18 protein-coding genes are annotated in these 22,779 nt (G+C 74.0%); 10 read left to right on the plus strand and 8 right to left on the minus strand.

The genetic code is table 11. The annotated features are described in order from the left end of the window. On the minus strand, positions 1–835 hold an 835-nt coding region (locus AB0A69_RS32210), incomplete at its 3' end, for a M28 family peptidase (protein ID WP_361429378.1). Between the two features lie 61 nt (positions 836–896). On the opposite strand from AB0A69_RS32210, the gene AB0A69_RS32215 reads away from it, so the two are divergent. The 5 genes from AB0A69_RS32215 (at position 897) to AB0A69_RS32235 (ending at position 6,733) form a co-directional block, all read left to right on the plus strand. Continuing rightward, on the plus strand, positions 897–1,637 hold the full coding sequence (locus AB0A69_RS32215) for a protein phosphatase 2C domain-containing protein (RefSeq protein ID WP_361429458.1): 741 nt from the start codon (positions 897–899) through the stop codon (positions 1,635–1,637). Positions 1,638–1,740: 103 nt separating this feature from the next. After that, positions 1,741–2,208 (plus strand): hypothetical protein, encoded by a 468-nt coding sequence (locus AB0A69_RS32220; RefSeq protein ID WP_361429380.1) that lies wholly within the window; start codon positions 1,741–1,743, stop codon positions 2,206–2,208. A 204-nt stretch (positions 2,209–2,412) separates the two neighbouring features. Continuing rightward, positions 2,413–4,053 carry a phosphoglucomutase (alpha-D-glucose-1,6-bisphosphate-dependent) gene (gene pgm / locus AB0A69_RS32225; protein WP_361429382.1) on the plus strand — a complete coding sequence of 547 codons (1,641 nt, stop codon included), beginning with the start codon at positions 2,413–2,415 and terminating at the stop codon, positions 4,051–4,053. A 137-nt stretch (positions 4,054–4,190) separates the two neighbouring features. Further along, a complete protein-coding gene (locus AB0A69_RS32230) occupies positions 4,191–4,988 on the plus strand; it encodes a VOC family protein (protein ID WP_361429384.1) in 798 nt (265 codons plus the stop codon). A 125-nt stretch (positions 4,989–5,113) separates the two neighbouring features. After that, positions 5,114–6,733 carry an adenosine deaminase gene (locus AB0A69_RS32235; protein WP_361429460.1) on the plus strand — a complete coding sequence of 540 codons (1,620 nt, stop codon included), beginning with the start codon at positions 5,114–5,116 and terminating at the stop codon, positions 6,731–6,733. Positions 6,734–6,781: 48 nt separating this feature from the next. On the opposite strand, the gene AB0A69_RS32240 is transcribed toward AB0A69_RS32235, so the two are convergent. Both AB0A69_RS32240 and AB0A69_RS32245 read right to left on the minus strand, forming a co-directional pair. After that, complete coding sequence (locus AB0A69_RS32240) at positions 6,782–7,711, minus strand: anti-sigma factor RsbA family regulatory protein (protein ID WP_361429386.1); 930 nt, start codon at positions 7,709–7,711, stop codon at positions 6,782–6,784. Then, positions 7,708–8,073, minus strand: a complete 366-nt coding sequence (locus AB0A69_RS32245) for an STAS domain-containing protein (RefSeq protein ID WP_361429388.1) — start codon at positions 8,071–8,073, stop codon at positions 7,708–7,710. Before AB0A69_RS32245 ends, AB0A69_RS32240 begins: the two co-directional genes overlap by 4 nt. 148 nt (positions 8,074–8,221) lie before the next feature. On the opposite strand from AB0A69_RS32245, the gene AB0A69_RS32250 reads away from it, so the two are divergent. Continuing rightward, positions 8,222–9,484 carry a cytochrome P450 gene (locus AB0A69_RS32250; RefSeq protein ID WP_361429390.1) on the plus strand — a complete coding sequence of 421 codons (1,263 nt, stop codon included), beginning with the start codon at positions 8,222–8,224 and terminating at the stop codon, positions 9,482–9,484. 12 nt (positions 9,485–9,496) lie between these two features. Here AB0A69_RS32250 and AB0A69_RS32255 read toward each other — a convergent pair whose 3' ends face one another. The 5 genes from AB0A69_RS32255 to AB0A69_RS32275 form a co-directional block, all read right to left on the minus strand. Next, entirely contained in the window at positions 9,497–9,664 is a 168-nt protein-coding gene (locus AB0A69_RS32255; RefSeq protein ID WP_361429392.1) for a Rho termination factor N-terminal domain-containing protein, read from the minus strand. A gap of 62 nt (positions 9,665–9,726) precedes the next feature. After that, entirely contained in the window at positions 9,727–10,314 is a 588-nt protein-coding gene (locus tag AB0A69_RS32260) for a hemerythrin domain-containing protein (RefSeq protein WP_361429394.1), read from the minus strand. A gap of 10 nt (positions 10,315–10,324) precedes the next feature. Beyond that, entirely contained in the window at positions 10,325–11,524 is a 1,200-nt protein-coding gene (locus AB0A69_RS32265) for a hypothetical protein (protein WP_361429396.1), read from the minus strand. A 282-nt stretch (positions 11,525–11,806) separates the two neighbouring features. Continuing rightward, positions 11,807–12,946: a lytic polysaccharide monooxygenase gene (locus tag AB0A69_RS32270; RefSeq protein ID WP_361429398.1), complete on the minus strand. Its 1,140-nt coding sequence runs from the start codon at positions 12,944–12,946 to the stop codon at positions 11,807–11,809. A 137-nt stretch (positions 12,947–13,083) separates the two neighbouring features. Then, entirely contained in the window at positions 13,084–16,338 is a 3,255-nt protein-coding gene (locus tag AB0A69_RS32275; protein ID WP_361429400.1) for an amidohydrolase family protein, read from the minus strand. 207 nt (positions 16,339–16,545) lie between these two features. Here AB0A69_RS32275 and AB0A69_RS32280 point away from each other — a divergent pair, with 207 nt between their 5' ends. The 4 genes from AB0A69_RS32280 (at position 16,546) to AB0A69_RS32295 (ending at position 22,764) form a co-directional block, all read left to right on the plus strand. Further along, positions 16,546–17,808, plus strand: coding sequence for a cytochrome P450 (locus AB0A69_RS32280; protein WP_361429402.1), 1,263 nt, complete (start codon positions 16,546–16,548; stop codon positions 17,806–17,808). A 152-nt stretch (positions 17,809–17,960) separates the two neighbouring features. Further along, the gene (locus tag AB0A69_RS32285) at positions 17,961–18,863 is read left to right on the plus strand and encodes an NUDIX hydrolase (protein WP_361429404.1); all 903 of its coding nucleotides are present in this window, start codon (positions 17,961–17,963) and stop codon (positions 18,861–18,863) included. 424 nt (positions 18,864–19,287) lie between these two features. Next, positions 19,288–22,191 carry an AAA family ATPase gene (locus tag AB0A69_RS32290; protein ID WP_361429462.1) on the plus strand — a complete coding sequence of 968 codons (2,904 nt, stop codon included), beginning with the start codon at positions 19,288–19,290 and terminating at the stop codon, positions 22,189–22,191. Positions 22,192–22,344: 153 nt separating this feature from the next. Next, complete coding sequence (locus tag AB0A69_RS32295; RefSeq protein ID WP_361429406.1) at positions 22,345–22,764, plus strand: DsrE family protein; 420 nt, start codon at positions 22,345–22,347, stop codon at positions 22,762–22,764. The last annotated feature ends 15 nt before the right edge of the window (positions 22,765–22,779 follow it).

Consider the following 22,779-nt stretch of genomic DNA (forward strand, 5'->3'; position numbering starts at 1 on the left):
GCTCCGGCTCCACCACCCTCGCCTTCCGCGCCGAGGTCCTCGACACCAAGGACTTCGGCGGCGTCCCGCAGGAGGTCGTCACCGCCCAGTGGGAGCGGCGCCACAGCCGGGCCGCCGCGTCCGTCGCGCGGCGGTGCACCACGAGCGTGAAGTCGCCGCGCAGCCCGCCGGCGCGGACCTCGGCGGCCACGTCGGGGAACGCCGCCTCGAAGCCCAGCGGCATCAGCTGACTGCCCGGCTCGTCCGTGAAGTACCCGACCGACTCCAGGCACATCATGCCCACGGCCCGGCGGCCGCGCCGCAGCCGCCGGGCCGCGTACCGGGCGCCGATCAGCCCGAGCTCCTCCATGTCGAGGACCGCGAGCGTGACCGGGGGCGGCTGCGGCAGCCCGGCGAGCAGGCGCGCGGTCTCCAGCAGCACGGCCACGCCGGAGGCGTTGTCGTCGGCGCCCGGGCTCGCCTCGACGGTGTCCAGGTGGGCGCCGACGACCACGGTCCGGCGGCTCGGGGCGCCCGGCAGCCGGGCCAGCAGATTGGCTCCGGCCAGCCGCCGGTGCAGCCGGAACTCGAGCGGCAGCGCCTGGTGGCCCCGGCGGTCGGTGGAGCCCAGGCGGCACCGGACGTCGAACGGCTGCCGCTCGGTGCGCCAGCCCGCGGCGGCGAGCCGGCCCGCCACGTATGCCTCGGCCCGCCGCATGGCCTCCGGCGCGCGGGCCCGGCTGCGCGGCCCCTCGGCGAGGACCTCCACGTCGTGCCGCAGGCGCGCGGGGTCGGCCCGCGCGCCGAGCTCCCGTACGAGCGCGGCGACGTCCGTGGCCGCGGAGGTACCGCCCATGGCACCACGGTGCTCCCCTTCGCGCGGCGCCACAATGGGAGGGGAAGGGAGGGCGATGCCGGTGGCGTACGCGGCGGTGACCGCCCTGAGCCACGTCGGGCTGGTCCGGGAGCACAACGAGGACAGCCTGGTCGTCGGGCCCTGGACGTTGTGCGGCACGGTGACGGAGAGCCCCCAGACGCTGGTCTTCCCGCTCGGCACGCCGCTCGTCGTCGCGGTCGCCGACGGCCTCGGCGGCCAGCCGGCCGGCGAGGTCGCGAGCGCCCTGGTGGTGCGGCGGCTCTGCGCGCTCGGGCCCACGCTGGCCGGCGAGGACGCCGTCCGCGACGCCGTGGGCCACTGCAACCGCGCGGTGTACGCGGCGGCCGGCGCCGACCCGGAGCTGCTGACCATGGGCACCACGGTGGCGGGTGCCGTCGTGCTGACGGAGTCGCTGCTGGTGTTCAACGTCGGTGACAGCAAGGTGTACGCCGTGTCCGGGGACGGTCTGCGCCAGGTCAGCGTCGACGACAGCCCGCCTCCCCCACCGGGGCGGCGCACCACGTCGGCCGTCACCCAGACGCTCGGCGGCGGCACCGCGTTCACCGCCGTCACCCCGCACGTGACGGCCTGCGCCCTCTCCCCCGGCGACCGGTTCCTGATCTGCAGCGACGGCCTGACCGACCCCGTACCGGACGACGACCTCGCGGCCCTGCTGCGCGTGCACGACGACGGCCGGGCCGCCTTCGAGCTGTGGAAGGCCGCCATCGACGCGGGCGGCCCCGACAACATCACCCTCGCCCTCCTCCGCGTCGGCGTCTGACCGGAGGGGGCGGTGATGAGGCGCCATGGGCACGCGACCGCCGCTCTGGCATGATCCCGCCATGGGGAGCGGTCCGTTTCGACCTGCCCCGGGGGGAGCGACGATGGAGTGGACGACCCTCGCGAGCACCGTGGTCGGCGCGGCGATCGCCACCTTCTCCGGCGCGCTGCTCGACCGCAGGCGCTGGCACCGGGACCGCCTCGACCGGGGCACGGAGGTCCGGCGCGTCCTGTACGGGGAGTATCTCGCGCGACTGTCCGAGGCCCGCAACGCGTGCGGGCGGCTGGCCCGGGGCACGGGCCTCGACGCGGACGCGCGCCGCCGGGAGGCCCGCGAGGCGTTCGAACCCTGCGTGGGGCTCCGGTACCAGATGACCATCACGGCGCCCGGCCCCGTCGTCGAGGCGTCGGAGCGGGTGTTCCGTACGCTGCGCGACCTGCGGGACACGGTCGCCGACGGGGCCCGGGCCGACAGCGACGCGTACGACGCGGGCCGGGAGCGGTACAACGACCGGCTCATGGAGCTCCGGGCCGCCATGCGGAAGGACCTGGGTGCCGACGCCGGTGTGTGAAGCACCGGGCCGGGGAACCCTCCCGCGGGCGGCGGACTTCCCGGAATCGTCTCGCGCAGCGCGGGCCCGTACCCGTGTCCCGTGCGGCTGATGGCACCGTCCGGGGGGAACGTCCGTACGGGGGGTATCCGCCCCCGAAGAGGACAGGCAGGCGATCATGGTCCGTGTACTGCTCACACGGGACCGATGCGGAGGAGTGGACAGATGCCGAACGAGCGCGCGGGACAGCAGGCGCGGCCCGAGGACCTCGTCGACGTGGCCCGGCTGGTGACCGCGTACTACACCGTGCACCCCGATCCGGCGGAGGCGGCCCAGCGGGTGGCCTTCGGTACGTCGGGGCATCGCGGGTCGTCCCTCGCGGCGGCGTTCAACGAGGACCACATCGCGGCGACGAGCCAGGCGATCTGCGAGTACCGGGCCCGGCAGGGCACCGACGGGCCGCTGTTCCTGGGGGCGGACACCCACGCCCTGTCGGAGCCCGCGCGGGTGACGGCCGTCGAGGTGTTCGCGGCCAACGGCGTGACCGTGCTCATCGACGCGGGCGACGGCTACACCCCGACGCCCGCGGTGTCGCACGCGATCCTCACCCACAACCGCGGGCGGGCCTCGGGCCTGGCCGACGGTGTGGTGGTCACCCCCTCGCACAACCCTCCGGCGGACGGCGGGTTCAAGTACAACCCGCCGAGCGGCGGCCCGGCCGGCTCCGAGGCGACCGGGTGGATCCAGGAGCGGGCCAACGAGATCATCACCGGTGGGCTGAAGGAGGTGCGCCGGCTGCCCTACGCCCGCGCGCTGGCGGCGTCCACCACGGGCCGGTACGACTTCCTCGGCGCGTACGTGCGCGACCTGCCGTCGGTCCTGGACCTGGACGCCGTGCGCGCCGCGGGCGTACGGATCGGCGCGGACCCGCTCGGCGGGGCGTCGGTGGCGTACTGGGGGCGCATCGCCGAGGAGCACCGGCTCGACCTGACGGTGGTGAACCCGCACACGGATCCGACGTGGCGGTTCATGACGCTGGACTGGGACGGCAAGATCCGGATGGACTGCTCGTCGCCGTACGCCATGGCGTCGCTGATCGAGGGCCGCGACCGGTTCGCCATCGCCACCGGCAACGACGCGGACGCCGACCGGCACGGCATCGTGACGCCGGACGGCGGGCTGATGAACCCGAACCACTACCTGGCCGCGGCGATCGACCACCTCTTCCGCCACCGCGAGCGGTGGCCGGCGAGCGCGCGGGTCGGCAAGACGCTGGTGTCGTCCGGCATGATCGACCGCGTCGCCGCCGACCTCGGCCGCGAGCTGGTCGAAGTACCGGTCGGCTTCAAGTGGTTCGTCGACGGGCTGGCCGACGGCTCTCTCGGCTTCGGCGGCGAGGAGTCCGCCGGGGCGTCGTTCCTGCGCCGTGACGGCTCGGTGTGGACCACCGACAAGGACGGCATCGTGCTCGCGCTGCTCGCCTCCGAGATGCTGGCGGTGACGGGCCGCACGCCCAGCGAGCGGTACGCCGCGCTGACGGCCCGGTTCGGCGAACCGGCGTACGCGCGCGTCGATGCGCCCGCCACCCGCGAGGAGAAGGCCGCGCTGGGCCGCCTCTCCCCCGCCCAGGTGACCGCCGGCACCCTCGCCGGCGAGCCGATCACCGCCGTCCTCACCGAGGCCCCGGGCAACGGCGCGCCCATCGGCGGCATCAAGGTGTGCACCGCCAACGCCTGGTTCGCCGCACGCCCTTCGGGCACCGAGGACGTCTACAAGGTGTACGCCGAGTCGTTCCAGGGCCCCGAGCACCTGGCGCGCGTGCAGGAGGAGGCCCAGGCCGTCGTGTCGGCGGCCCTGCGGGGCTGACGGACGCCGCGCCGTCCCGCGTCACCGGTTCGCCCCTCCCGGCGGGCGCGGGACGGCCCGCGGTGTCACGCTGCTGCGGTAGACCGGCGGTGGGCCCGCGGTAGGGGTACGCCGCACCAGCGACGCGAGGAATCACCGTGATCACCACTGACTTCGTCCAGGGCTCCCCCTGCTGGATCGACCTCGGCGCACCCGATGTCGCGGCGGCGGCCGACTTCTACGGTTCCGTGTTCGGCTGGGAGTACCAGCCGATGGAGGCCGACGAGCCGGACTTCGGCTTCCTGGCGCTGGACGGCAAGAGGATCGGCGGTCTCGGCCGGCTCACCGAGGAGGGCGCCCGCTCCGCCTGGATGATCTACTTCCTCACGGACGACGTCGACGCCACGACCGAGGCGGTACGGCGGTCGTCCGGCACGGTGCGGGTGGCCCCGATGGACGCCGACGGGGAGGGCCGGATGGCCCAGTACACCGACCCGCAGGGCGGGCAGTTCGCCGTCTGGCAGCCCAGCACGTTCAAGGGCATGGACACCGTGGACGCGGTGGGGGCCCTGTGCTGGACGGAGCTGATGACGACGGACGCGCCCGCGGCCAAGGAGTTCTACGGGAGCCTGTTCGGCTGGCGGACGCAGGACATGGACCTGCCCGGGGGCGGCGGGACGTACACGCTGATCACCCCGGCGGGCCAGCCGGAGGAGCGGATGCACGGCGGGCTCATGCAGCTCCCGGCCGAGCAGCTGTCGTTGACCGGTGGCCGTGCCTACTGGCACCCCGTCTTCGGGTCCGAGGACTGCGACGAGACCGTCGCGAAGGTGACCTCGAAGGGGGGCACCGTGCAGATGGGGCCGGAGGACGCGGAGGGCGTCGGACGGCTGGCGGTCTGCGTCGACCCGGCGGGCGCGGACTTCGTGGTGCTCACCCCGGTCGAGATGAGCTGACGACCCGTCACATCACCTCCGTGTCGCCCCTTCCCCGCTCCGTTCACCCGTACGGGTGGCCGTCGGTGTGAACATCGCCGGACGGGCCGTACGCCCCGCGCTCCGGTGGCGATCATGCAACGGTGATCACCCAACGCCACCACGCCGGCCGCCGACGGGCCCTCCTCGCGGCCGGTCTCGCCGTGCTCAGCCTGTTGTCGGCGCAGTCCGCGCTGCCCGCCGCCGCCCAGGGCGCGGACGCCCCGTCGACGCCGTCCTCGCACGCCGCCCACCCGCGCCTCGTGACCCCGGCGGAGGCGCGCGTCGACGCCCTTCTGGAGACCATCCGCCACCGACCCGCCCGGCTCCGGGAGTTCTTCCGGAACCTGCCCAAGGGCGGTGACCTGCACAACCACCTCTCCGGCGCGGTCTCCACGGAGTATCTGATCCGGCTCGCCGGAGAGGACGGGCTGTGCGTCGACGAGTCGACGATGACCGCCGTGGAGCCGCCGTGCGGGCCGGGCAGGCGTCCGGCCGCCGACGCCGCGAGCGACCCCGCGTTCCACCGTGCGCTGGTGCGGGCGTGGTCCATGGAGGGCTTCCCCGAAGGGGAGCCGGGCCACGACCACTTCTTCGCCACCTTCGGCCGGTTCGGCGCGGTGACCTGGCGCCACCGCGGCAAGCTGCTGGCCGAGGTCGCCGACTCCGCGGCCGCGCAGAACCAGTCGTACCTGGAGACGATGGTGAGCCCCGCCTCGGACGGGGCCAAGCAGCTCGCGACGGAGGTCGGCTGGGACGCGGACCTCGCCAGGCTGCACGGCAAGCTGCTGGAAGGCGGGAAGCTCGACCGGCTGGTCGCCGAGGCGCGCGCGGAGGCCGACGCGGCGGACCGCGAGTTCCGTGAGACGGCGCGCTGCGGCACCGCGCGGCCCGCCCCCGGGTGCCGGCTGACGGTGCGCTGGATTTCGCAGGTGTCGCGGGGCGGCGCGCCGGAGCGGGTCTTCACGCAGATGGCCCTGGGGCTGCGGCTGGCGGAGCGCGACCCGCGGTTCGTGGCGGTCAACCTGGTCCAGCCGGAGGACTGGGAGAGCTCCCTGCGCGACTACCGCCTGCAGATGCGGATGCTCGCCCATCTGCACCGCGTCTACCCCCGGGCCCACATCACCCTGCACGCGGGTGAGCTGTGGCCGGGGCTGGTCAAACCGGAGCACCTGACCTTCCACATCGGCGAGGCGGTGAACGTCGCCGGCGCCGAGCGCATCGGCCACGGCGTCGACCTGGTCCACGAGGACGACTGGCGGCGGCTCGCCCGCACGATGGCCGCCCGGGAGGTGGCGGTGGAGGTGCCGTTCACCAGCAACGCCCAGATCCTCGGCGTGAAGGGCGCGGACCATCCGTTCTCCACCTACCGGGAGTACGGCGTGCCGGTCGTGCTCTCCACCGACGACCCCGGTGTCTCGCGCATCGACATCAGCCACGAGTACCAGTACGCCGCCACCACGTACGACCTCGGCTACCCGGAGCTGAAGGACCTGGCGCGGGCGTCCCTGGAGTACGCCTTCCTGCCGGGCCGGAGCCTGTGGCGGGGCAACCCCACCCGGGAGGGCTACCGGCCCGTCGCGGAGTGCCGTCCGGAGCCGTCCACGCTCCGGGCGCCGGGGTCCGCCTGTCAGGAGCTGCTGGCCACCAGTCCGAAGGCGGCCCTCCAGTGGCGGCAGGAGGTGGCCTTCGCCGCCTTCGAGCGGAGGTTCCGCGCCGGGGCGTGAGCCCCCCTGGCACAGCGGGGGCCACGACGGCACGGGGTGAGCCCGGGTTCAGCTCAGGTAGAAGCGGATCGTGGTCCCCGTGTCGCCGGTGTGGAGCCGTACGAGGTCCGACAGGTGGTGGACGAGGAGGAGCCCGCGCCCGCCCGGCTGGTGCGGCGGCGGGGGGCGCCGCCCGGCCAGCGGGTCGGTCAGCCGCCCGCCGTCGTGGACCTCGCAGACGACCTGTCCGCCCTCGGCCCAGATCCGCAGGACCCCCTCCCCCGCGCCGTGCACCACGCTGTTGGTGGTGAGCTCGGCGACGGCGAGGGCCAGGTCCTGCGACCGCGGCTCGGTGAGGCCGAGCCGCCGGCCCTGCTCGACGGCGAAGTGCCGTACGCCGGGCAGTACGCCTGCGGCGAACGCGTACGACGCGGCGCCGGGCGGGGCGGGCAGCGCCGTGTTGTAGCGGGCGATGACCCCCTCGGGGTCGTAGGCGGCCGAGACCGCCTCACCGGAGTCGTCGAGGACGACGGGGTGGGTCTCCAGGGCGTCGGCCAGCACCTGGGGGTCCAGTCCGTCCGCGTCGTACGGACACAGGATCGTCACGTCACGTCCGGCGAACGCGTGGTTGATCAGCGCCTCGTGCTGCACGCAGGCCGGGTACTCCGCCTCCGTGCGGCCCGGCCAGATCGGCTCCCCGATGATGCGGATCCGTCCCGGTCCCCGGCTGTCGGCGAACGCCCGCAGCACGCCCGGGATGATACGGCCGGGGTTGCGGCCCGCCTTGGTCATGTCGACGAAGTGGACCTCGCTCGCGCGGTCGCCCAGCTCCGTCTGGATCAGCTCCAGGCGGGCGGGAGGGGCCGCGACGGCCACGGGCTCGCCGCCGGCCAGCCCGTCCAGGATGAAGGGGACCGTGCCCGCCACGTACTGCGCCGCGCCGCGGTAGAACAGCGCCGGATGCACGAAGGGGTCCCCGACGGTGACCTCGCTCGTCACGATGCCACCTCGATCTCGGTCACTTCCGGCCAGAAGAGCTCTAGTATGCGGGGCAATTGCGGCGGAGGGCTGTGCAGGACGATCCTTCGCCCCCGCGGCATCGCCTGGGCGGTGAGTACCAGATCGGTGGCGCCGGCGACGTCGATGAACGACACCTGCGCCAGATCGGCATGACAGGCGTCCCCTGGCTGCCGCACTAGCTCCTCCAGCACCGTGCGCCAAGCCAAGCGCGTGGTCACACTGATCTCCCCGTTCACCCGCAGGCCGGACAGGTCCCCCAGCGGATACGCCTCGAGGGAAGCCTCTTCCCCCGGTTCCGCGTCGAAGCCCGCCCGGCCGGCAGGTCGGCCCTTCATGCTCATTTTCCGTACCGTACCCGCCGCGGCCGTCGGCATGTCACCCCGGGGCGGCCGTAACAAGACGACAGCGGTTGGCGTACGAGCTCCACGGCGGGGGTGCCGCCCGCCCAGCGCGGTTTCCGTTCGTGCGGTATGGGGCATTTGTGGGGCTATGTCTGCACACCGAACTCCCCTCGCCGATCGCACCGCCTCCCTGTTCCTGAAGGGCTACGCCTGGCTGCCCAACCGGATGCGGCGCGCCCCGGACGGCGTCGTCCGGGTCCGGCTGCTCGGGCGGCACGCGGTGGCTCTCCGAGGGCCCGAGGCCGTGCGGTTCTTCTACGACGAGGCCAACGTCCGCCGCGGCGGGGTTCTCCCGGAACCGGTACGCGCCACCCTCTTCGGTGACGGGGCGGTGCACACGCTTGACGGGGAGGGCCACCGGGTCCGCAAGGCGATGTTCCTGTCCCTGCTGACACCCCCGGCGCGCGTCGCGGATCTGGTGGAGCTCGTCGGCGACGCGTGGGACGATGCCGTGCGGCAGTGGGGCCGGCAGTCGGAGGTCGTGCTGTTCGACGAGGCGGCGGAGGTGCTGACGGCGGGGGTGTGCCGCTGGACCGGGGTGCCCCTGGAGGTCGCGCGCACCGGCGCGGTGGCGCGCGACATGGTGGCGATGGTCGACGGTTTCGCCACCCCGGGGCCGCGCCACTGGCGCGCCCGCGCGGCACGCCGCCGGTGCGAGGCCTGGCTGGGCGGGCTGGTGGAGGACGTACGCGCCGGGGCGGTCGAGGTGCCCGAGGGCTCGGTCGTCGACGCGGTGGCCCGGCACCGCGACTCCGACGGGCGGGCCCTGGACGCGCGCACCGCCGCCGTGGAACTGCTCAACGTCGTCCGGCCGACGGTCGCGGTGGCCTGGTTCGTCGCGTTCGCCGCGCACGCGCTGCACCGCTGGCCCGAGCACCGCAAGCGGCTCCAGGACGACGACGCGGCGTACGCGGCGGCCTTCGTGCACGAGGTCCGCCGCTTCTACCCCTTCGCACCCTTCCTCGCGGGCCGGGCGGCCAACGACCTGGACTGGCGGGGCCACCCGATCCCCCGGGGCGCGCTCGTCGTGCTGGACGTGTACGGCCAGAACCACGACGCCGAGCTGTGGGGCGATCCGTACACCTTCCGCCCCGAACGCTTCCTGCAGCACCCGGTGGACCGGGACGAGCTCGTCCCACAGGGCGGGGGCGACCCCTCCACGGGTCACCGGTGCCCCGGCGAGGCCGTCACCATCGCGCTGCTGGAGGCCCTCTCCATCCGGCTGGCGCGCCTGCGGTACGACGTGCCGGACCAGGACCTCGCCATTCCCCTGGGGCGCATCCCCACCCGGCCGCGGGACGGCCTGCGGATCGCGGGCGTACGGCTCGACGCCGACGGGAACGCCGGGTGACCGTCCGGGCCGTCAGCCGCCGGCTCCGCTGATCGCGTCGACGAGCTCCCGCTTGCGCAGCGAGCCGACCCTGCCGGCTCCGCGTTCACGGGCGAGACCGCGCAGCTCCTCCATGCGCATGTGCTCCAGCTCCTCCATGGAGGTGCCGGACCGCTGCTGCTCGGCCTTCCACCGTCGCACGCGACCGACGCCCCCGCCAGCGCATCCGGCGGGGGCGGAAGGGCCGACGGCCGGTGGTCCGGTCAGTGGCCCATGGCCTTGCGTACGGCGTCCTTGGTGCGGTCCATCAGCGCGGCGACCGGGCCCACCGCGATGTTGGCGGCCGCCGACTCGACGCCCGGGTGCGGCCGGGTCGGGGCCATGGCCTCGGCGGCCTTGACGCCCCGCGCCATCGCCGCGAGCCGCGCGCTGTCCGTGCTGCGCCGGATGTGGGTGAACTCGTAGCGCTCCTCGGCGCGGGCGTGCGCCTGTACGTCGGCGCGCAGCGCGAGGAGCTGCGGCATGAAGTCGGGGTCGTCGGTGTCCATGCCGTCGAGGGCGGCCAGCGCCTTCTTGGCGGCGCGCTCCTCGGCGAGACGGTCCTCGACCACGCCTTCGCCGCCGGGCATCGAACGGCGGGCGAAGGGGTGGACGACCTCCTCCTCCGCCGTCTCGTGGACGGCGAGGAGGCGCACCAGGCGGCGGAACGCTTCCCGGCGCTCGTCTCCGGTGCACCGCTCGACCTCGTCGAAGAGGTTGCGGATGTCTCCGTGCTGGCGCATCAGCAGCGAGACGACGTCGTCGTCCGGGGCGTTGTCGTCGCCGGCGTGCGGGGTGTCGATCGGGGACACGGCGGGCCTCCTACTTCTCCTGCAGGGCGGGGTCGGGGTGCGGTCCTTCGGTCTCGACGCGGTACTCGCGGCCGAACATGTCCTGGTGCTGGGCCATGACGCGCTCGCTGGGCGGCTCCTCGCCGCCGTTGATCGCGGCCTGCATCTTCTCGAACCGCTCGTGGGCCTCGCGCACATAGCCGGCGCCCAGGGTGGTGAGGTCGATCTGGGTGGCGAGCAGGTCGCGTACGTACGCCTTGTTGGGCTCGAAGGTGAGCACGTTGGGCAGCTCGGGGGCGAGCACCGACTCGGGGTCGCGGCCGTCGTGCCGCCGCATCAGGTCGCACGCGATGCGCAGGTGCTCCAGCTCCATGTTGAGGTGCAGCTCCCAGATGGCCTTGACCTTGGGGTCGCTCTCCTGCTCCATGAAGGAGTAGTACAGGTAGCACTCGTTGTACTCGTGGTTCACGAGCTGCTCCCACCACGTCTCGCCCGGGTCGACCAGCGACTCGTAGTGGGTGACGTGCTCCTCCTCGATGAGCCCGATCTCCTGGTAGAGCTGGCGGGCGATGGGCTCCATGTAGGTGGAGCCGGTGTTCATGTAGAAGTTCATCGTCTGCTGCTCCGCCGACATGACGGTCAGGGCGTGCAGCTTCGACAGCGGGTTGGTCTGCTCGCGGTCGTAGGGGTCGCGGACGTTGTCGGCGGGGTGGCGGTGGTGGTACTTCGTCGGGCGGCCCGGGATGATCTCGGTGAGGTTGTCGACGATCGACTCCGCCTTGCGGTGCTCGATCATCTCGTACAGGTTCGCGTACCGGTACAGGTGGTCGAAGTCCTCCAGGACGCCGAACTGGTACGCCTGCTTCAGGTACGGGTCGGGCTCCATCCGGGCGACCCAGGCGGTGAGGTCGACGGCGACCTGCTCGTACGCGATCGTCGTCTCCAGGACCGACGACACGCCGGGCAGCAGCCAGTTCACCACCTTCTGCTGCTGGGCCTCGATGTAGCGGGTCTCGGCCAGCTGTCGCTTCACCTCGGGGTCGATGGTGTTGCGGGCGAGCTGGTGGCTGAAGAGGATCGCCTCGACCTCGATGCCGTTCATCGTGATGATGCGGCAGCGGGTGTACGGGTCGCAGTGGTCGGGGTCGATGGGCTCGACGTTCAGCTCGCGCCAGTTCCTGAGCTGACGGTCGAGCGGGATACCGCGTTGCTCCAGTGGGTTGAAGGACATGGGGCCTCCTGTGGGCGGTGGCAGTCGACTGCACGGCTGGGTACCCCGAAAGGCGCACGGGGAACGACGCGTTTCGGCCGGGGCGAGAGACATGCTTAACCGCTTCCGGATTCCGCCTACCGCCCGCGCCCTCGCGCGTTGCTCCCTCCGGGTAATCGCCGGGGCCATCGGCCCGCATTTCCTTGACCTCACGGTGGATACCGCACTCGGGGGCGAGGTGGACCACGCACGCGTCCCCCGCCGGGCGCGGGGGCTCGGCGGGGGACGGGGAGAGCGACGGGCTTACGGGGTGACGCAGCCGATCATGCCGATCGGGTAGTCGTTGCCCGTCGAGGTGGCGGTGAAGCCGAAGGTGACGCTGCTGTCGGCGCCGATCGTCCGGTTGTAGTCCACGTTCCGCACGGTGACCGTGCCGTCCGCGCCGTTCGTCAGGGCTCCGCCCCAGATGCTGCTGATCTTCGTGCCGGTGCCGGGCTTCCAGGTGACGCCCCAGCCGCTGGTCGGCGTGGTGCTGTGGTTCATCACCTCCACGGAGGCCTGGAAGCCGCCGTTCCAGGAGTTGACCACGTTGTAGACGGCCATGCAGGAGCCGGTGTGGGGGTCGGTGGGAGTCGGGGTCGGCGTGGGCGTGGGGGTCGGGGTCGGCGTGGGGGTCGGGGTCGGGGTCGGGGTCGGGGTGGGCGTCGGCGTCGGCGTCGGCGTCGGGTTCGAGCCGCGGATGCCGGTGACCTCGCCGTTGCCGCCGTCGAAGACCACGTCGGAGCAGGAGAAGAAGTTCTCCTGGCTGTCCGAACGCACCCACTGGATGAAGATCATCGCGTCACCGGAGCGGCCGGAGGGCAGCTTCAGATCCCAGTGGTAGTGGCCGCCGTTGGAGCCCGGGGAGCCCTGCTGGGGCGGGTTGGTCACCGTCTGGATCAGGTCGAGGTCGCCCCAGGCGAGCGGCTTCGTGGGCGACCAGCCGGGCTTGGTGAGGTAGACCCGGAAGTCACCCGGGTGCGCGGCCCAGTTGCTGTACTTCACCCGCATCGTCGCCCCGGACGTCAGGTGCGTCTTGGGCCAGTCGGCGCGGGCCGCGTTGTAGGCGGAGAAGTTGTACGGGGAGCGGTCGCCGGCGCTGCACAGCTTGCCGTCCGGGACGTAGCCGGCGCCTCGCCCGCCCGCGTTGGAGTCGAGCACGGCGAACCAGTTGTACAGGGCGCTGCCACCGCTCTGCGCGAGCGCGTCCTTGCAGGCGGGGTTGGTGGGGTCCAGCCCGCCGGTGCCCGTGATGGCGTCCAGCTGGCACAGGTACGTGCGCGAGCCGGGCATCATGGCGACGCCGTGCGCCTGCGCCGTGTTCTGCCCCAGGAGCAGCAGCCCTATCGCGGACAGGAGCGTGGCGAAGGCGGTCGCCAGGGAGTACGTCTTACGTCGTGACACAAGGCCTCACCCTTCGAGCCTTTCGAGTGGCAATGGTGATCGATGCATGACAATGCTGTGCCCCGCCGCTTGGGAGCGCTCCCACCGCTACGGTACCCAGACGTAAAGAGCGTGTAAACGGGAGCGTCCCCAGAAGGTCAGCCGAGGCCGCCGTCCGCGCCGCAGCAGCCGTCCCGCCGCAGTTGCCGCCCGACGGCCGACCAGTCCGCCTCGGAAGGCTCCTGGGAGCGGCCGGTACCCGTACCCCTGCCGGTACCGGCGAACGCGGCGACGAGCGCCGCCTGTTCGTACGGCACCCCGCCCCGCAGCACCGAGACCGTACGCACCAGCGTGTCGAAGTCCGCGAACGGATCCCCTTCCACCACCGTCACGTCCGCCACCTTGCCGACCTCCAGGCTCCCCAGGTCGCGCTCGGCCCCGAAGGCACGGGCGGCCAGCAGGGTCGCCGTGTGCAGGGCCTCGGCCGGGGACAGGCCACCCAGGTGGTGCAGCGCCCGCAGGTTCATGTGCAGCGAGAGGCCCACCGGCACGATCGGTGCGTCGGTGCCCAGGGCGACCAGCCCGCCCGCGGCGAGCACCCGCCGGTACAGGCCCGTCTCGGTGCGCAGCGCGGCCAGTTGCGCCTCACTGGGCGGGCGCGCGGCCAGCTCCCGTACGGCTGCGGTGTCCCAGGGCGCCATGACGGTCGTGACGCGGGGATCGCGGGCGAGCCCGGGGTCGGCGCCCACCAGGCTCATCGCCGAGAAGGGCGTGGCGATCAGCGTGAAGTCCACGCCCCGCGCGGTGTAGATCTCCTCGACGTCCTGGTAGGACCGTCCGGACGCCGTCGTCGCGTGCCCGTACTCGGCGCGCTGCGTCGCCTGGAGATGGGTGGTCAGGTCCTGCCCGGTCTGTACGCCCGGCGAGCAGAAGTGGCTGCCCGCGGGGACGCCGAGCCGCTCGTGGGCGAAGCGGGCGGCCTCCTCCATCACCCAGGCCGGGGCGCGTACGTACGTCTTGACGACGTCCCAGTCGAGCGCGGCCCCGCGCTCCAGGGACCGCCGCAGGCCCGCACGCGTGTGGTGCGCCCTGCCCATGCTGTACGCCACGCGGGTGCCGTCGAGCAGTTCGCCGCAGGTCAGCAGGCGGGGCCCGGCCAGCTGCCCGGCGGTGATCGCCTCACGGAGGCGGGCCTGTTCGTAGGCGAACCCGCCGAGCGAGACGGCCGTGGTGATGCCGTACGACAGCTGGGCGGCCGTCTGGCGGCCGCCGTAGGTGCTCTGCCAGGGGTGGGTGTGCGTGTCCCACAGCCCGGGCAGCACCGTGCCGTGCCCGGCGTCGACACGCCGCAGTGCCGGCCGGGCGCGGGCCGGCCGGTGCGGCTCGATCGACGCGACGCGTCCGCGGCGTACGACGATGTCGACGTCCTCCCGTACCGAGGTGTCGCCGCCCGTGCCGTCCCACAGCCGGCCCGCGTGTACGACCGTGTCGGCCGGCGTCGGGCGCCGGTGGTCCAGGGGGACGCGTACGGTGCGGGGCCGGCCGCCCTCCCGGCCGGTGAGCCGCAGCAGCCTCAGCCGGTCCCCGGAGAGGTACAGCAGGGTGCGGGAGTCGCCCGACCAGGAGGGGTGGTCGGCCGCTTCGTCGCCGAGCCGGCGCAGCGGGCCGCGGGGCGTGCCGTCCGGCGCCACCGGCAGCAGGCACAGCGCCGATTCGACGATCAGCGCCATCCAGCGTCCGTCGGGCGACCAGACCGGGCCGGAGTCGTAGCGGTCGGAGATCGAGGCGTGCGGCTGGACGGCGTGCAGGCGGGTGGTGCCGGTTTCGGTGTCGGCGACCCGGATGAGGTTGTAGCCCTCGCGGAAGCGCCGGTTCAGCCGGTTGCGGTCGCACCACGCGAGATGGCGGCCGTCCGGGGACCAGCTCGGCCGGCCCGGCAGCCCTCCGCCGCCGAGGGGCGCGGCGAGTACCCGTTCGGCTCCCGTGGACAGGTCGCGGAGGATGACGTTGCCCGCCATGTCCAGGCAGGCCAGCCGGGTGCCGTCGGGCGACGGTGCCGGGAGGACCCGGCCGCCGGTGGCGAGCGCCGTCCGCGTACCGGAGCCGAGGTCGAGCCGGTACACGCCCAGCAGGCCGTCGCTGTCGTCGCAGTGCACCAGGGACCGGCCGTCCGGCGCCCAGACGGGTCCGAGGACATAGCGGGTGGCGTCGGCGCGCAGCAGCCGGCGGGGTGGCCGCCCGCCGGTCGTGCCGGCCACCCAGAGGGAGTTGAGCGCGGCGAAGGCGACGCTCCGGCCGTCGGGTGACAGCGCCGGGAGGTGGATTCCGCGCACCGGGCGCAGCCGGTCGCCGTCGAAGTCGTGCTCCTTGGCGCGGTGGCGCGGCCGCTCCACGGGCAGCGCCGCCCGGAATGGGATCGGTTCGGCGGTGTGGGGCGCCTCGGGGCGGACGAGCGTGAAGCGGCCGTCGACGGTGAGCAGCAGCTCTCCGGCGGCCGTCCAGCGCGGCGGTACGGGCGCGATGTCGCCGTCGACCGCCACCGGCGCGCCGTCGACCACGAGGGTGCAGGAGCCCTGGGGCGCGGGGGTGGTCCGGAGGTACGCCAGCCTCTTCCCGTCCGGTGCGACGGCCGGGGCCATGACCTGGGCGGTGGCGCGCTCGGTGTGCACGACGTCGACCGCGCCGCTCCCGTCGGCGGCCACGGCCGCCACCGTCCGGGCCTCCAGGGTCACCGTGCCGGTGGGGCTCGTCAGGGCCCGGGCCCGTACGAACAGGATCCGATCGCCGTCCGGGGACCAGGTGGGGTCGAAGTCCTCCCAGGCGCCGTCCTGCGACGGGTCGTCCTGGCCGGGCAGTCCGGTCACCCGGGTGAGCCCTCCGCCCCTCAGGTCGAGTACCCAGATCCGGTACGGCGCGCCCGTCACCGGATCGCCGCCGCGCTCGGACGCGAACGCGATCCGGGTGCCGTCCGGGGACCAGGCCGGACCCCGGTCGTCCCAGGGCCCTTCGGTGCGCCGGCGGAGCTCCGATCCGTCGGGGCGTACGGTCCACACGTGGAACCCGCCGTCCCGGTACGCGCAGAAGGCGACGAGCGCGCCGTCGGGCGAGACGGTCGGCCGGTTCGGCTCCAGGTCGGGCGGGGTGAGCGGGAGGGCCCTGCCGCCCGCGCGGGGCACCGACCACAGGGTGTGCTGCACCTCGGCGATGAGCCGGTCGCCCGCGGGCAGGAGGTCGGCGGAGCCGTTGGTGGCGGCGGTGAACTCCAGGCGCGGGCCGGCGGGCCGCGGCGGGGCCGCGGCGGTGGCGGCGTCGGCGGTCCCGGCCCCGGTCCCCGTGGCGACGAGCACGGTGCCGGCCGCCGCCCCGGCTCCCGCGAGAAATCCGCGGCGGGAGAGACCCTCAGCCCCGGACATCGGCTGCCCTGCGTCCAACGGTCCTCCCGGTCGAAGCGCTCGGCGGATCACCACGCGCCCGCGCGCGCAGGAGCATCCTTCCGCGCGGGCCCCTCACCTATGCACGGCCTCGCCGGTGCCGCCCGGGTGCCGCGTTCGCGCCAGGCGCACGCATCAGCCGCGGCGAGGTCCACGCGACACACGTACCGGCAGGGCAGGATCTCCGGCATGCCGACTCCCTCCCTCGAGCAGTTCAGCCTCTACGACGAGCGCTTCCAGGACGGTCGCTACGAGATCTACGACGCGCTCCGCACCAGGGAGCCGGTGTTCTGGCACGAGGAGACCCGGTCCTGGTTCATCACGCGCTACGTGGACGTCTCCGCGCACCTGGTGGGGGACGCTTTCCTCACCGGTCCGCTGGTGAGGAACAAGATGAGGAACGTTCCGCCGGGCGAGGAGGGGCGGTTCCAGGACATCGTCGACATCGTCTCGGCCTGGATGGTCTACAACGACCGTCCGGTCCACACCCGGCTGCGCAGCCACATGAACCGCGCGTTCTGGAGCAGGGAGATCGACCTCATCCGTCCCGAGATCCGGCGCATCGTCTCGGAACAGCTGGATCTCGTCCTCGAACGGACCGGCGGCTCCTTCGACTTCGTGGAGGCGGTCGCCCATCCGGTCCCCGCCATGGTCCTGGGCCGGATGCTCGGCATCCCGGCGGAGGAGGTCGAGCGGTTCATCGGATGGTCCGACGACATCGCCGCCTTCATGCAGGACTTCGTCGTCAAGGCCGCGCCCGACCGCGAGACCGGTGCGCGGACCCGGCGCAGCCTGCGCGAGATCGTCGGGTTCCTGACCCGCGCGATCGAGGAGCGGCGCCGGAGCCCGAGGAACGACCTGCTCACCCGGCTCGTCGTGAGGGACGCCGACGACTCCGGTGGGCCCGGGGCGCTGACGGACGCCGAGGTGATCCGGCAGACCATCCACCTCGTCTTCGGCGGGCACAAGATCCCGCAGTACCTGCTGAGCAACTGCCTGCACCTGCTCCTCGCGCACCCGCGGGAGTTCGCGGCGCTGAAGGCGGACCGCGCCCGCGTGAGCGCGACGGTGGAGGAGTGCATCCGGCTCGAGGCACCGCTGCAGTACGTCACCCGGCACGCGAAGGACGACATCGAACTGCACGGCAGGAGGATCCGCGGCGGCGACTCCGTCTACTTCTTCCTCGGCGCCGCCGGCCGCGACCCGGAGGCCTTCGAGGACCCCGGGGTCTTCCGCCCCGGCCGCACCGGCCGCCGGCACCTCGGGTTCGGCGGCGGGTACCACGCCTGCATCGCGGCGGCGTTCGCCCGGGCGGAGGTCGAGGAGGTGCTGCTGGGCCTGCTCGACCGGATGCCCGGGGTGGCCGCGCGCTACGACCTCTCCAGGCCGCGCTGGACGCCGAACCCGACCTTCCACGGCATCGTCACCATGCCGGTGGAGGCCGAGGGCTGACCGCGGTCGTCCGGCCCACCCCCGCGCAGGCGTGCACCACGTGCCCCGGACACGGCCGTGACGTCCGGCGGACGAAGGCGTTTTCCCTCATCGATACGGTGACGGGTGGCGGGTCCGTCCGGCTCGCCGCCCCCTTCAGGAAGGTGGCACCCATGCGACGCAGCGGCCCCGGCACCGCCACGAGTACCGCCGTGATCCTCACCAACGCGCGCGGCCAGTACCTGCTGCACCTGCGCGACGCCCACAAACCCATCTGCGATCCGGGCACCTGGTCGCTGATCGGCGGCGCACCCGAGGGGGCGGAGACGCTCGACGAGGCGATCGCCCGCGAGCTGCGCGAGGAGGCCGGACTCGTCCTCCCCGGCCTCACGCCCTTCACGACGGTGCGCGCCGAAGGCCCCCAGGTGACGGAGGGTCACATCCATGTGTACACGGGCCGGTGGGACGGTGACGCCGACCGGTTGCCGGTCGGCGAGGGCATCATGTTCCGCTGGTTCGACGTGGCGACCATGGCGCAGCTGACGATGTGTCCGTGGGCGTACGAAGCGATCCTCACCCACCACCGGCAGGCTTCTGTCGCCGCGCCCGCGCCCGCGGCGGTGCCGCAACAGCGTTCCGGCGCCGTGCGGAACGTGATCGGCGCGCACCTCTACCTGGAGCGCGACGGGCGCACGCTCCTCGGACTGCGCCACCCTGAGGTCGCGTACGCGGCCGAGCACTGGCACGCGCTCGCGGGACACGTCGAGTACGAGTCCGTCCGGTCGGCCCTGGTGAGGGAGGCCGCCGAGGAGGCCGGTCTCCTCCTGCGACCGGAGGACCTGCGCCTGGTGCACACCGTCCACGTGCTCGACCGGGCCGCCGCGGAACCGCGCGTCCAGCTGTTCTTCCGCGCCACCGCCTGGTCCGGTGAACCCGAGGTGCGCGAACCGGACCGGTGCATCCGCTGGGAGTGGTGGCCGCTCGACGGCCTGCCGGAGCCGATGGTGCCCTACACCCGCACGGCCATCGACGGCATTCGCGCCGGCCGCGCCTACTCCGAACTGGGCTGGCCGTGACGGCCCTGGCCGTCCCTATGACGTGGCAGGAGCCGCCGGACAAGGGCCAGGTAAGAGGCGCGAAAGCGTCACAGCTTCAGGAGCACCCCGCGCCCGCACCTCGCGGTCTGCCGGGACCAGGCGCAGGCGGATGCGGAGGGAGTGGCCCGGGCCGGGACCGCGCCACTCCGCCACGAGGTCGGCTTCTCCGCGGGGGTGGCGGCCCGGACGCGGTACGGCGCGTCCGGGGTGGCGAGGGCGAGCAGCGCGGCGCGGGCGTCGGCGGCGGAGCGAGGGGGGCGCCTTCGGCGGGGTGGCGGGTGCCGGTCAGTCGGTCAGTCGGTCAGTCGGTCAGTCGGTCAGTCGGTCGAGGAGACGCATCTGATCATCGTACGGAGGGCGCCGGTCGGGACGGATCGGGCGAACTAGACTGTCCGGTGTGGTGATGCGGTCGCCCCTGGTCGGCCGGGCAGCCGAGTACGCCGGGCTGCTCGAGGCGCTCGCGCGGTGCCGGTCGGGTGAGGGCGGCCTCGTCCTCGTCAGCGGCGACGCGGGGGCCGGCAAGAGCCGGCTCGTCGCGGAGGTGCTGGACGGGTGGGACGGGCGCGTACTGCGCGCCGCCGCCGCACCCGGAGCGGGGGCGTACGCGCCCGTGGCCGATGTGCTGCGCGCCGTGTCGGAGGGCGCCGGCGGGATGCCGTCGTACGGCGAAGTCGAGCAGTCCGCCCTCTTCGACGCCGTCCTGCGCGTCTTCCGGGACCTCGGGCGTGAGCGGCCGGCGGTGGTCGTGCTGGAGGACCTGCACTGGGCCGGCGCCGCGGCCCTCGACCTGCTGCCGCCGCTCGCGGAGGCGGTGGCGCGCGAACCGCTGCTGCTGCTCGGCACGTACCGCGGCGAAGAGCTGCCGCGTGCGCACCCCGTCCGGCGCCTGCGGACCGCGCTGCGCCGTGGCGGCCGCTTCGTGGAGGTCGCGCTGCACCCGCTGACCGCCGAGCAGACCGGTGAGCTGCTGACCGGGCTCCTCGGCGGCGCTCCTTCGCCCAGGCTCGTCGCGGCGGTGCACGGCCGGGCGGAGGGGCTGCCGTTCTATGTCGAGGAGCTCACCGCCGCCCTCGTCGAGACCGGTGGCGTGTGGCGCCAGCGCGACGGCGGCCTCGACCTGGTCCGGGACGCGGAACTGCCCGTGCCGGAGAGCGTGCTGGACGCGGTGCTGGTCCGTACGGCGGGGCTGCGGCAGCGGTGCGCGGACGCGGTGGAGTTCGCCGCCGTCCTCGGCGTCCGGGTCGACCTCGTCGCGCTCGCCGGGCTCGTGGAGCCGCAGGACGTCGACCGGCTGCTCGACAGCGGGCTGCTCACGGAGCTGGAACAGGAGCCGGGGTGGGCGGAGTTCCGCCACGCACTCGTACGGGACGCGCTGTATCGCGGCATCCCGTGGGCCCGGCGGCGGCGCCACCACCGCCTCGTCGCGGAGCACCTCACCGCGCGCGGCGCACCGCCCGAGGCCGTCGCCGAGCACTGGATCGCCGCGCACGAACCCGAGCGGGCACGACCCTTGCTGCTCGCCGCGGCCGAGCGGCACTGCGGTGTGCACGCCTACCGGGACGCGGCCGGGCTGGCGCGGCGGGCGCTCGCGCTCTGGCCGGAGGACACCGACCCGGAAGGCCGGCTCACCGCGCTGGAGCACCTGGCCGACTGCGCCGAGCTGTGCGGGGAGCTGGAGGTGGCCCTGTCGGTGTGGGCCGACGTCGCGCGGCTGCGGCGCTCCGGGGGCGACCTCCCGCGCGCCGCGTCGGCCCATCGGCGCGGGGCCAACGCCGCCGGGCTGCTGGGCGACTGGTCCCGCTCGGTCGCCGAGCGCGGCGAGGCGGCCGACGCGTACACGGCGGCGGGCCTGCCGGCCGAAGCGGCGGCGGAGCGGCTGACGCTGGCCGACGAGCTGAAGTCCGCGGTGCGACTCACGGAGGGCCTGGACCAGGCGGTGGCCGCGGCCGAGGACGCGCGGGCGGCGGGCCGTACGGACCTGCGGGCCCGCGCGCTGGCGATGCAGGGCTCCCTCCGCTCCGCCCTCGGTGACGGAGCCCGGGGAGTCGCACTCGCGCGGTCCGGGCTGGAGCTCGCCCTCTCCGTACGGCTGCCGGAGGCGACCGGCGAGGCGTACTACGAGCTGGGCGAGGCCCTCGGGTACGCGGCCGACTACGCCGCGGCCGCCGACGCCATCGACTCGGCGATCGAACTGTGCCGGGCCCACGGGGTCACCGAGCTGGGGCGGGTGTGCTTCACCTGCCTGTCACCCGTGGTGCGCCTCATGGGCGACTGGGACCGCTCCCTCGCCATCTGCGGCGAGGTGCTCGCCGACGCGCAGACGCCCGAGATCCTGCGCAGGGTCGCGGAGGAGGAGTCGGGGCTGATCACCGTGCTCCGCGGGGACCGCCGGCACGCGCGGGCGCCGCTGCGGCGCTCCGCCGACTTCGGCCGCGCCCACGAGGTCTTCGGCATGGAGGTGGGCGCGACCTGGGGCCTGGCCATGGTCGCCGCCCTCGACGGCGACGAGGACGCGGCCGTGCGCACCGTCTCGGCCCTGCTGGAGCGCTGTCGCCTGAAAGGGGAAGGGCACTACGCGCTGCCGGCGCTGCGCTGGGCGGCGACGTTCCTGGCGGAGCGCGGCGACGAGGACGGGGTGGCGCGGTGCCACCGGGCGCTCGCCGCGGCCGCGGCGCGGAACAGCGCGCCCAAGGTGCTGTCGGCCCTCGCCCACGCGAGTGGCGAACTGGCCCTGGCCGAGGGTGACCCGGTGCGCGCCTCGGCGCACTTCGGCCGGTCGCTCGACCTGCTGCGGGGGATCTCGGCGCCGTACGAGCGGGCCCTCACCCAGCTGCGCCGGGGCGCCGCCCTGGCGGGCGAGGGCGACCGGGACGCCGCGGTGGCCGTGGTGACCAGCGCCTACCGGGCCGCGCGCCACCTCGGCGCCAGGCCGCTGACCCGCGGCTGCGCGACGACGCTGGCCGCCATGGGCGAGCGGATCGACCGGCGGCTGGGACGCCTCGCGGCCCGCTCCCTGGAGCCGGCCGGGCTCACCCGCCGGGAGCGGGAGGTGCTGCACCTGCTGGCCGACGGCCGGACGAACCGCGAGATCGCCGGCGAGCTCTTCGTGAGCACACGCACCGTCGACATGCACGTACGCCATGTGCTCGACAAACTCGGCTGCCCGTCGCGGACGGCGGCCGCCCGTCGCGCGGTGGAGCTCGGCCTGACGGAGGCGGGGGCGGGGGCTGGGGCCCGGACCGGGGCGGGGGTCGAAGCCGGGGCGGGGGCCCGGGCGGGGCTGCCGTCGCGGAAAGTACGGCAATAGCCGGCCGGGAACACGGCAGGACGACGGATGTTCCTCCCTCCGCCGCTTCCTAGCGTGGGGGGTGAGCCATCGAGGACCAGGGCCTGTCGTTCGGATCAGGCCGGATCAGACCGGATCAGGGAAGGCTCTGGCACCCCTCACCGGGAGGAAGCCATGGAGAGACTCGCCATCGTCGTCCGGGACGACGCGTACGACAAGTTGCTCACGCCGCTGACGTTCGCCTGGCTGTACGCGGAGAAGGGCGTGCAGGTGGACATGCTGTTCGTGCTCTGGGCCGTCCGCGTCCTGACCAAGGACGGGGCCGGGTCGGTGGAGGTGGAGGGCCGGCACAGCGGCGCGGACGCGGAGGCGCTGCGGCGGAAGATGACCGAGGACGGGGAGCCGACCGAGATCCTGGACTACCTCACCCACCTCAAGAGCACCGGCCACGTGAACCTCTACGGCTGCCGTCTCGCCGCCGAGAGTTTCGGGGTGGACGAGACGAACCTGATCCCCGAGTCGGCGGGCATCGTCGACGCCACGTGGTTCCTCGAGGAGAAGGCCGTCCCCGCGGACCATTGCCAGTACTTCTGACGGCGGGAGCCTGCC

The organism is Streptomyces sp. NPDC045431 (assembly GCF_040646655.1).
In the GTDB taxonomy this organism is placed as follows: Bacteria; Actinomycetota; Actinomycetes; order Streptomycetales; family Streptomycetaceae; genus Streptomyces.

Coding starts and splice junctions, on each gene's coding strand:
- AB0A69_RS32220 (WP_361429380.1), top strand. CDS start 1,741: ATGGAGTGGACGACCCTCGCGAGCACCGTGGTCGGCGCGGCGATCGCC.
- pgm (WP_361429382.1), top strand. CDS start 2,413: ATGCCGAACGAGCGCGCGGGACAGCAGGCGCGGCCCGAGGACCTCGTC.
- AB0A69_RS32245 (WP_361429388.1), bottom strand. CDS start 8,073: ATGAGCATGAAGGGCCGACCTGCCGGCCGGGCGGGCTTCGACGCGGAA.
- AB0A69_RS32250 (WP_361429390.1), top strand. CDS start 8,222: ATGTCTGCACACCGAACTCCCCTCGCCGATCGCACCGCCTCCCTGTTC.
- AB0A69_RS32265 (WP_361429396.1), bottom strand. CDS start 11,524: ATGTCCTTCAACCCACTGGAGCAACGCGGTATCCCGCTCGACCGTCAG.
- AB0A69_RS32275 (WP_361429400.1), bottom strand. CDS start 16,338: ATGTCCGGGGCTGAGGGTCTCTCCCGCCGCGGATTTCTCGCGGGAGCC.
- AB0A69_RS32280 (WP_361429402.1), top strand. CDS start 16,546: ATGCCGACTCCCTCCCTCGAGCAGTTCAGCCTCTACGACGAGCGCTTC.
- AB0A69_RS32285 (WP_361429404.1), top strand. CDS start 17,961: ATGCGACGCAGCGGCCCCGGCACCGCCACGAGTACCGCCGTGATCCTC.
- AB0A69_RS32290 (WP_361429462.1), top strand. CDS start 19,288: ATGCGGTCGCCCCTGGTCGGCCGGGCAGCCGAGTACGCCGGGCTGCTC.
- AB0A69_RS32295 (WP_361429406.1), top strand. CDS start 22,345: ATGGAGAGACTCGCCATCGTCGTCCGGGACGACGCGTACGACAAGTTG.